The sequence below is a fragment of the Nocardiopsis lucentensis DSM 44048 genome, from assembly GCF_000341125.1.
Lineage (GTDB): Bacteria > Actinomycetota > Actinomycetes > Streptosporangiales > Streptosporangiaceae > Nocardiopsis > Nocardiopsis lucentensis.
Window position 1 is genome coordinate 1 of record NZ_ANBC01000918.1, and the last position, 8,824, is coordinate 8,824.

Consider the following 8,824-nt stretch of genomic DNA (forward strand, 5'->3'; position numbering starts at 1 on the left):
TCCGGAGGTCTGCGGGCGGTCGAGCAGCTCCGGTTGGTCTTCAGCGAGCTGCGCACCGCGACCCTGCGCGACACCGTCAGCTTCCACAACGCGCAGGCGCTGTTCACCGCCGACGGCTCCCCCAAGGAGGACATGTCCGGCGCGGAGGTGGCCGTGGCCACCCTGCTCGACGAGTTGCTGTGGTGGGCCCGGGCGCTCAGGGCCGCCAGGGAGCGTGAGCCCTACCCAGGTCAGCCGTAGGCTGTGCTCGTTTTGGGCCTCCACTTCGCTTCGGCCCGCCCGTCGCCCGCCACCGCCCGGGGGCCGCTTCGCGACGGGGCGGGCACCCTCACTTGCAGCACCCTGGCGGCGCCCGAACGGTAACCCCGGAGACGGGGACGGGGCGGCGCCGATGGCGCCGCCCCGCCTTCTTACCCCACCAATCACCATCCCCTGATGATCCCCATCATCAAAGGTCTGTGGACGGGCGTGCACGGCCTGCCCGGCAGTGCGTCGCCCACGGTAGCTCCGCGATGACGCGGAGTTCCATGTCCCACCTTCAACGTAGAAGACCTCGGCGCGCCGTGCAGGACTTTCGGCGAAAAAGGCCGGGAAAAATTCGCCGGCCGCCCGCGCGATCGGCTGGTGTGGTCCGTGTGTGATCCGCAGAGGGTAGGTCCCAGGACATGAGAGTCGCTATCACGGGAGCCTCGGGATTCATCGGCGGCGCGCTGACCGCGTCCCTACTGAAGGACGGCCACTCGGTGGTGCGGATGGTGCGTCACCCTCCGCGCGCGGAACGCACCGCCCGTCTGGAGGAGGCGGAGTGGCGCCCCGAGCAGGGCAGGGTGGACACCGTGGCGCTGCACGGCGCCGACGCCGTCGTACACCTGGCGGGCGTGCCCATCGGCACCGCGCTGTGGACACGGCGCAGGCGCTCGCTCATCCGGCGCAGTCGGGTTCGCGGCACGCGGATCCTGTGCCGGGCGATCGCCGCCATGGACTCCCCTCCCCCTCGCCTGCTCAGCGCCTCGGGTATGCACTTCTACGGAGACACCGGCGGGGCCGTGGCCACCGAGGACTCGCCACCCGGCACCGGTTTCCTCTCCGAGGTCGCCCAGGCTTGGGAGGCCGCCACCACCCCGGCGGAGGAAGCGGGGGTGTCGGTGGCGCACCTGCGCACCGCGGTCGTCCTGGACCGCTCGAGTGGCCTACTGCGATCGCTGCTTCCCCTGTACCGGGCGGGGCTGGGCGGGCGCCTGGGGTCGGGGGCCCAGTACATGAGCTGGATCGCCCTGAGGGACCACGTCGGGGCGATGCGCTTCCTCCTGGAACGCCCCGAGCTCACCGGCCCGGTGAACCTGTGCGCGCCCGAGCCGGTGAGCAACGCGGCCTTCACCGAGGCGCTGGGGCGGGTGTTGGGGAGGCCCACACTGCTGCCCGTCCCGGCGACGGCGTTGCGGGCGACGCTGGGGGACTTCGCCGAGGAGACCGCCCTCCTGGACCTGCGGACCGTGCCCGAACGCCTTGTGAACGCGGGGTATTCCTTCACGTTCCCCACCATCGACAGTGCGCTATCCGACATCCTGGCCAGACCCGCCCGCCGCGCCGGGGCGTAAGGTGTGGGTGTGAGTGATCTCGTTTACGCATGGATGGGCGACTCGCCAGTCCCGTACCACCAGGGCTGGGATCTCCAGAAGCGGCTCCACGAGCGCCGCGTCGCCGACGAGGTGGCCGACACGGTCCTCCTACTGGAGCACGAGCCCGTCTACACGGCGGGCAAGCGCACCGGGAGGTGGGATCGTCCCACCTCCGACCCGGGAGCCCCCGTCGTCGACATCGACCGCGGCGGGAAGATCACGTGGCACGGTCCCGGCCAGCTGACGGTGTACCCCATCGTCAGGCTGCGCGACCCGATCGACGTGATCGCCTACGTCCGCATGCTGGAGGAGGCCATCATCCGCACCATCGCGGAATACGGCCTCACCGGGAAGCGGGTCGAGGGGCGAACCGGGGTCTGGCTGGACGCCGCCCCGGAGCGGGGGCTCATCGAACGCAAGATCGCCGCGATCGGCTGTCGCATCGCCCGCGGGGTGGGGATGCACGGGCTCGCGTTGAACTGCGATAATGATCTGTCGTGGTATGACCGGATCGTCCCGTGCGGCATCTCCGACGCCGGCGTCACCACGCTCACGGCCGAGGTCGGGCGTGCCGTGACCGTCGGCGAGGTGCGACCGCACATGGAACGACACCTGGCGGACGTCCTCGGCGCGGAGGGGTACAGCCACGCCGACGGCGCCGCGCTGCTCGCCGACGCCACCGCCTGAGGATGACCACCCACACCAGCCACCAGTCCCCCACCGGGACCCAGTGCCCCCACGAGGGGCGGAGTCGTCCCCGTCACGGGGCACAGAAGGGAACGGGTTCACGTTGACCGTCGCTCCTGAGGGCCGCAAGCTGCTGCGCGTGGAGGCGCGCAACAGCGAGACCCCCATCGAGAAGAAGCCGCCGTGGATCAAGATCAAGGCGCACATGGGGCCCGAGTACACCGAGCTCCACTCCCTGGTCAAGAAGGAGGGTCTGCACACGGTCTGCCAGGAGGCCGGGTGCCCCAACATCTACGAGTGCTGGGAGGACCGGGAGGCCACCTTCCTCATCGGTGGTGACCAGTGCACCCGCCGCTGCGACTTCTGCCAGATCGCCACGGGCAAGCCCACCGCGCTGGACCGCATGGAGCCGACCAAGGTCGCCAACTCGGTGAAGACCATGGAGCTGCGCTACGCCACCGTCACGGGTGTGGCCCGCGACGACCTGGAGGACGGCGGCGCGTGGCTGTACGCGGAGACGGTCCGCAAGATCCACGAGCTCAACCCCGGCACCGGTGTCGAACTGCTCATCCCGGACTTCAACGCCGACCCCGACCAGCTGGCCGAGGTCTTCGGGTCGCGGCCCGAGGTTCTGGCGCACAACGTGGAGACCGTGCCGCGGATCTTCAAGCGCATCCGTCCGGGCTTCCGCTACGAGCGCTCCCTCGAGGTCATCACCCGCGCCCGTGCGGACGGCCTGGTCACCAAGTCCAACCTGATCCTGGGCATGGGCGAGACCCGTGAGGAGATCAGCGAGGCCATGCGGGACCTGCACGAGGCCGGGTGCGACCTGCTGACCATCACCCAGTACCTGCGCCCCTCCAAGCTGCACCACCCGATCGACCGTTGGGTGAAGCCGCAGGAGTTCGCCGAGCTGGGCGAGGAGGCCGAGGAGATCGGCTTCGCCGGGGTCATGTCCGGGCCGCTCGTGCGTTCCTCCTACCGAGCCGGACGCCTGTACAAGCAGGCCCGGGAAAAGCGGGACGCCGAGGCCGCTTCCGGGGCGAACGCCACGCGTCCGGACATGACAGCCCAGTCGTAACCAAGCTGGAACGGTGGCCCTCGGGTCACCGTTCCGCAGTTGGGGGGCGGCGCGCCTATCCTGGTGTGGAGAGGCGCCCCGCTGGCGGGGCCGGATGGCGCCGCACGTAGGTCGACCGCGAAGAGGAGGCAAGGCAGCCCGGGGACGCCGTTCCCCGCCGACGGAGTCGGCGCTCGCTGCCTGAGAGCACGATGGCGAAGAAGCCCAAGGGTTCCGAGAAGACGACCCCGGCCAAGGGCCAGGCCGAGAAGCAGCCGGGCCGGCTCAAGCAGATCGGCATGGTCGCCAAGGTCGTCCACCAGCAGAGCCCGCGCAGTATCCCGATCGCCGTTGCCGTCGCGGTCGTCATCCTCGCCGTCGCCGTGGGGATCGGCGCCTGGACCGGATCGTGGCTCCTGTGGACGCTCACGGGTGTCCCGGTGGCCTTCCTCGTCGGCTTCATCATCTTCACCCGGTCGGCCCAGCGCGTCCAGTACAAGATGCTGGACGGCCAGCTCGGCGCCGGGATGGCGATCCTGGAGAACATGCGCGGCAACTGGGTGGTCGAGCCGGGCGTGGCCGCCAACAAGCAGATGGACGTCGTCCACCGCGTGGTGGGGCGCCCCGGCGTGATCCTGGTCGGAGAGGGCGACCCGGGCCGCCTCCGGCCGCTCATCGCCGGTGAGAAGAAGCGCGTCGCGCGTGTGGCGCACGACATCCACATCTACGACTACAAGGTCGGCAACGGCGACGACCAGGTGCCCATCGACAAGCTCCAGCGCACGCTGGTCAAGCTGCCCAAGCTCCTGGACAAGCCGGACGTCGCCGAGCTCAACTACCGGCTCAAGGCGCTCCCGCCCGCCATGCAGATGCCCAAGGGCCCGATGCCCAAGGGCGCGAAGCTGCCCAAGGGCATGCGCGGCCGCATGGGCTGACCGCACGCCACGCGCGCGAGGGGCCGTCCCGCTTCGGGACGGCCCCTCGCGCGTGCGTTCAGTCCTCCTCGTATCCGATGAGGTCGCCCGGCTGGCAGTCCAGCTCGCGGCACAGGGCGGCCAGGGTGGAGAAGCGGATCGCGCGCGCCCGACCGTTCTTGAGGACCGACAGGTTGACGACGGTGACGCCGACCCGCTGGGCGAGCTCGGTCAGCGTCATCCCCCGGTCGCTGAGCAGCTCGTCGAGGTGGATCCGGATACCGGTGGCCTCCTCGGGCGGCATCAGACCAGTCCCTCGACGTCCTCGCGCAGGCCGGTGCCGCGCCGGAACACCTCGGCCAGAGCGACCAGGGCGAGGCCGACGAAGACCAGCGGGAAGGGAACCTCGCCGACTCCGACCCCGAAGGCGACCAGGACCAGGCCGTCGGGGTCCAGGGCCCGGGACTGGAGTTCGGCGTCGGTGAAGACCCGCACCAGCGGAACGGCCAGGGAGCCGACGGTGACGGTGGCCGCGACGACGTACATCCGGCGCACGTTGGCGGGAACGAACGGGTCTCCTTGGGCGAGCGTCCGGGCCATCCGCAGCAGGACGACGAGCACGAGGAGGGTGGCCGCGACGCCGACCAGCGTCGGGAGCACGAGCAGGAGCCGCTCCGGGAGCGTGGGGTCGTGGAAGGTGACCGCCAGGGACTCGGTGGCACGCACCTCCACGTCCTCGCCGGTGACGGGGACGTCGACCGGTGGCGGGGGGGTCGCGGCGGGCGCGTGGACGGTGATGGTGGTCAGCTCCCCGGCGGTGTCCGCCGGTAGGAGCGGCGTGGTCCACACCAGGAGGAAGAGCCCGGTGAGGGAGGTGGCCGCGATTCCCATGAGGAGAAGGCCCCGAAGGACGACGTCATCCGCCTTGGACCAGGCGAGGCGGGTGCGGGTGGACATGTTCGACCTCTCTCATATCGTTTTTCGATAATAACGATAAACGATAAGTCCATGTCTGTCATCCGCCCGAACGGCGGGCCGCACCGGCTCCGGGCACGCCGAAGGCCCCGCACAGGCCCCAAACGGGCACCTACGGGACCTTCGGCGGTCAGGGCGGGGAATCAGTCGCAGGAGACCTGGTCGGCGGCGGAACGGCTGTCCAGTTCGTCGAGGGGGCTCCCACCGTCCTCGGAGTCGGCCCCGCCCCCATCGGAGCCCGCGGTGGCCAGGCCCGCCCAGTCGGCGGCGCCCATCACCAACTCCAGGTCGTCGCCGAGGTCGGGGGCCTCCTCCACTCGGGCGGTGTCGAGCGCGTCGGCCAGCGCCCGGGCCTGCGCCTCCCGGCCCGGTCCGTGGTAGACGGTGGTCTCCTGGGGGGTCCGCAGTTCGGGGTTGCCGATCTCGGTGACCGTGAAGCCCTCGGCCTCCAGCAGCGGCCGGACCACGCCGGCCAGACCGTCGGTCGCGGTGCCGTTGAGCAACCTCAGGGAGACGTCCGAGGGCTCGACGTCCTCCTCGGCGGCGCCGTCCCCGCCGCCCCCGTCCCCTTCGGCCAGGGACTCCCCGGCTGAGACGGCCGCGAACAGCTCGCTCGCCTGCGGCTCCCGGAGCTCCACCTTGTACCTGAACTCCTGCGAGTCCCCGACCGGCACCGTCACCATGTTCATCCGATCCAGGTCCACGTCGCGCATGGCGATGACCAGTTCGGCCATCGTGTCCATGGTGAGCGCGTCGTCGGTGACCAGGTTGTCGGTGACCGAGTCGAGGAGGGAGTAGACCGAGGTCGGGCTGGAGAGGAAGTCACCGCCGGTCACCTCCCGCACCAAAGAGCCGATCAGCCGCTGCTGGCTCTGGATCCGCTCCAGGTCGCTCCCGTTCTCGGTGCTGGCCCTGGACCGCGCCAGGCCCAGGGCCTCGGTCCCGTTGAGCCGCTGCCGTCCGGCCTCCAGCCGGAGGTGGGCCTTGGGGTCGTCGATCGGCGCGGGGATGCACATCTCCACACCACCGACGGTGTCCACGATGTCCTCGAACCCGGCGAAGTCGACCTGCACCATGTGGTCGAGGTGGACACCGGTGGTGTTCTCCATCGTGTTGCCCAGGCAGTTCAACCCGCCGTACATCATCGAGTGGTTGATCTGGTCCCGGCCGCCGGACCACCCCGGGGAGTCGCCGACCGGATCGCAGGCCGGGATCTGCACGATGAGGTCGCGCGGCACGTTCACCATCGTCACCGCGCCCGCGTCGACATTGACGTTGACGATGATCAGGACGTCGGGCCGGTCGCCCCCCGACTCGGTGTCCACCCCCAGAAGCAGGATGTTGCGGACGCCCTCGACGCGGTCGGGCCGGTCGCCCCAAGCGTCGGTGTCGATGGTCTCGGTCCGGATGTCGAACGCGGACACGTAGGTTCCGTAGGCGGTCAGACTGACGGCGATGAGCACACCCGTCAGGACGCACGCCACCCATTGGCCCGCGCTCATGCGTGAACGCGGGAACGGGCGGGAGGGTGTCTTCCTGGCGGCCAAGGGGGCACCGATCCGGTATGGGACGGGGAGGGGGGTGTCCGACGGGGGCACGGTGCTCGGAACACACGGAAACGGACGTGATGGCCCGGATCGTACCCGACCGCCGTGATCTCCGCGAGACCACGAACCGGGCGGCTGCCCGGGCCACGGCTCAGCAGGGGCTGTCCTCCGCCGCCTCCGCGGTGATGCCGCCCAGGTCCTCCGTGACCGAGGCCTCCGACTCAGCGGCTCCGGAGCCCGCGACACCGACCCAGTCCGCGCCCAGGACCAGCTCGAGGTCGGCGCCCAGCCCCTCGGCCTCCTCGGTCACGGCCTGCTCCAGAGCGTCGGCCAGCACGGAGGCCGCCGCCTCCTGGCCGGGCGCGTGGTAGACGGTGGTGACGTCGGGGAACCGGGCCCCGGGGTTGCCGGTGTTGGTGACGACGAACCCCTCCGTCTCCAGCTCCCCCTGAACCTGCGCCGCCAGCCCGCTGATCCCGGTGTTGTTGCGGATGTCGACCGTGATCTCCGAGGGGTCGGGAGCGTCCCCGTCACCACCGGAGTCGCCGGAACCCTCCTCCTCGTCCTCCCCGTCGCCGCCCGTCAGGTCGGCGCCGGCGTTGATCGCCTCGAAGAGCTCGGAGGCGTCGGGTTCGCGCATGATGAGCCGGTTGGCATCGTTGGGGCTCTGCCCGTTGGGGACGGTCAGGAACTGGACGTTGGCCAGATCGACCTCGCGCATGGAGATGGCGATGTCGGTCATGGTGTCGACGGTCAGGTCCTCGTCGGTGGAGATGGAGTCGGTGACCGCCCCGAGGAAGTTGGTGACCGTGACCGGGCTGGTCATCACCTCGCTGCTGAGGACGCCGCGCAGCATCGCGCCCATGAACTGCTGCTGGCGTCCGATCCGCGACAGGTCGCTGCCGTCGCCCTGCCCGTAGCGGGAGCGGACGAAGCCGAGCGACTGCTCGCCGTCCAGGGTCTGGAGTCCGGCGTCCAGTTCCAGGTGGGCCTTGGGGTCGTCGATCGGCGCGGGGATGCACATCTCCACCCCGCCGATGGCGTCCACCATGTCCTTGAAACCGGTGAAGTCCATCATGACGAAGTGGTCCAGGTGCACACCGGTCACCTGCTCGACGGTGTTCCACTGGCAGCCGATGCCGCCGAAGGTCATCGCCGAGTTGAGCATGGCCGTCTGGGGGATCATCCCCTCGTAGCCCTCGGCCGGCTCGCAGCCGGGAAGGTCCACGACCAGATCGCGGGGGAGGTTCACCAGGGTGGCCGTGCCGCTGTCGACGTTGATGCTGGCGATGAGCATCGTGTCGGGACGCTCGCCCTCCGCCTCGCCGTAGTCGGCGTTCTCCCCCGACCGGATGTCGGAGCCGATGATGAGCAGGTTCATCACGCCCTCGACGCTCACCGGCCGGTCCCAGGCGTCGGTGTCCACCTGGTGGGTGGTGATGTTACCGACGATCCCCTGATACCAGCCGTATCCGCCGAGGCTGGCGATGATGGCCAGCGCGGTGGCCACGCACGCGACCCATTGACCGGTGGACAACCGCCCACGGTCGAACGGGCGCGAGGAGCGGGGGGCGGAGCGTCTTCCAGCCATACGAACCTTCGGGATGGTGCGTTACGACCCGTCGAGGGGCGGGGCGATGGGGCCCGTGGGTCAAGAATGTTCCCAGGGAGAGTAATGAACGGATGTTAACAGCAGCTAAGAAGGGGTGTGTCCCGCTCCGTTCGAGGCCGCGGGCCGGCGGGGAGCCCACCGAAGGCACACGCGGCGGTGTCCGGGGAGGGAAGGGCAGGTGAAGTCGGGGTGGCGGCGCGGGAACCGCGCGCGGGCGGGCGCGTGGGATGAGGGGATCCTTGACGGAACCGTTCCTAAAAACTGAGCATGAGTTGCGCATGCTCAGCCGAGCGCCCCGAACGGTCTTGGGCGTTCTGGTCCACCGCGTTCCGTCCGCGTCCAGCGCCATCGGCTCGTGTCCGTGGTCCGGGTGCGCGGGGGCGGTCTCCCTCACGCCCCCGGTCACGTGG

The 8,824-nt window shown here is 70.2% G+C and carries 9 protein-coding genes; 5 read left to right on the forward strand and 4 right to left on the reverse strand.

Annotated features, from left to right (window positions below):
* The 5 genes from D471_RS0131660 to D471_RS0131680 form a co-directional block, all read left to right on the forward strand.
* The coding region (locus D471_RS0131660) for an NADPH-dependent FMN reductase (protein WP_017602329.1) at positions 1 to 240 on the forward strand (240 nt) is incomplete at its 5' end.
* 425 nt (positions 241 to 665) lie between these two features.
* The gene (locus D471_RS0131665; protein WP_017602330.1) at positions 666 to 1,598 is read left to right on the forward strand and encodes a TIGR01777 family oxidoreductase; all 933 of its coding nucleotides are present in this window, start codon (positions 666 to 668) and stop codon (positions 1,596 to 1,598) included.
* A gap of 9 nt (positions 1,599 to 1,607) precedes the next feature.
* Positions 1,608 to 2,306, forward strand: a complete 699-nt coding sequence (gene lipB, locus D471_RS0131670; RefSeq protein ID WP_026128273.1) for a lipoyl(octanoyl) transferase LipB — start codon at positions 1,608 to 1,610, stop codon at positions 2,304 to 2,306.
* Positions 2,307 to 2,409: 103 nt separating this feature from the next.
* Positions 2,410 to 3,387 carry a lipoyl synthase gene (gene lipA / locus D471_RS0131675; protein WP_017602332.1) on the forward strand — a complete coding sequence of 326 codons (978 nt, stop codon included), beginning with the start codon at positions 2,410 to 2,412 and terminating at the stop codon, positions 3,385 to 3,387.
* Positions 3,388 to 3,578: 191 nt separating this feature from the next.
* Positions 3,579 to 4,301, forward strand: coding sequence for a DUF4191 domain-containing protein (locus D471_RS0131680; protein ID WP_017602333.1), 723 nt, complete (start codon positions 3,579 to 3,581; stop codon positions 4,299 to 4,301).
* Between the two features lie 58 nt (positions 4,302 to 4,359).
* Here D471_RS0131680 and D471_RS0131685 read toward each other — a convergent pair whose 3' ends face one another.
* The 4 genes from D471_RS0131685 to D471_RS0131700 form a co-directional block, all read right to left on the reverse strand.
* Positions 4,360 to 4,584, reverse strand: coding sequence for a helix-turn-helix domain-containing protein (locus D471_RS0131685; RefSeq protein WP_017602334.1), 225 nt, complete (start codon positions 4,582 to 4,584; stop codon positions 4,360 to 4,362).
* Complete coding sequence (locus D471_RS0131690; RefSeq protein WP_017602335.1) at positions 4,584 to 5,237, reverse strand: DUF2975 domain-containing protein; 654 nt, start codon at positions 5,235 to 5,237, stop codon at positions 4,584 to 4,586. The genes D471_RS0131685 and D471_RS0131690 overlap by 1 nt, the downstream gene beginning before the upstream one ends.
* A gap of 161 nt (positions 5,238 to 5,398) precedes the next feature.
* On the reverse strand, positions 5,399 to 6,757 hold the full coding sequence (locus D471_RS0131695) for an LCP family protein (RefSeq protein WP_017602336.1): 1,359 nt from the start codon (positions 6,755 to 6,757) through the stop codon (positions 5,399 to 5,401).
* Positions 6,758 to 6,953: 196 nt separating this feature from the next.
* Complete coding sequence (locus tag D471_RS0131700) at positions 6,954 to 8,393, reverse strand: LCP family protein (protein ID WP_026128274.1); 1,440 nt, start codon at positions 8,391 to 8,393, stop codon at positions 6,954 to 6,956.
* Positions 8,394 to 8,824: the final 431 nt, after the last annotated feature.

Coding starts and splice junctions, on each gene's coding strand:
- D471_RS0131680 (WP_017602333.1), top strand. CDS start 3,579: ATGGCGAAGAAGCCCAAGGGTTCCGAGAAGACGACCCCGGCCAAGGGC.
- D471_RS0131695 (WP_017602336.1), bottom strand. CDS start 6,757: ATGAGCGCGGGCCAATGGGTGGCGTGCGTCCTGACGGGTGTGCTCATC.
- D471_RS0131700 (WP_026128274.1), bottom strand. CDS start 8,393: ATGGCTGGAAGACGCTCCGCCCCCCGCTCCTCGCGCCCGTTCGACCGT.
- D471_RS0131665 (WP_017602330.1), top strand. CDS start 666: ATGAGAGTCGCTATCACGGGAGCCTCGGGATTCATCGGCGGCGCGCTG.
- D471_RS0131685 (WP_017602334.1), bottom strand. CDS start 4,584: ATGCCGCCCGAGGAGGCCACCGGTATCCGGATCCACCTCGACGAGCTG.
- D471_RS0131690 (WP_017602335.1), bottom strand. CDS start 5,237: ATGTCCACCCGCACCCGCCTCGCCTGGTCCAAGGCGGATGACGTCGTC.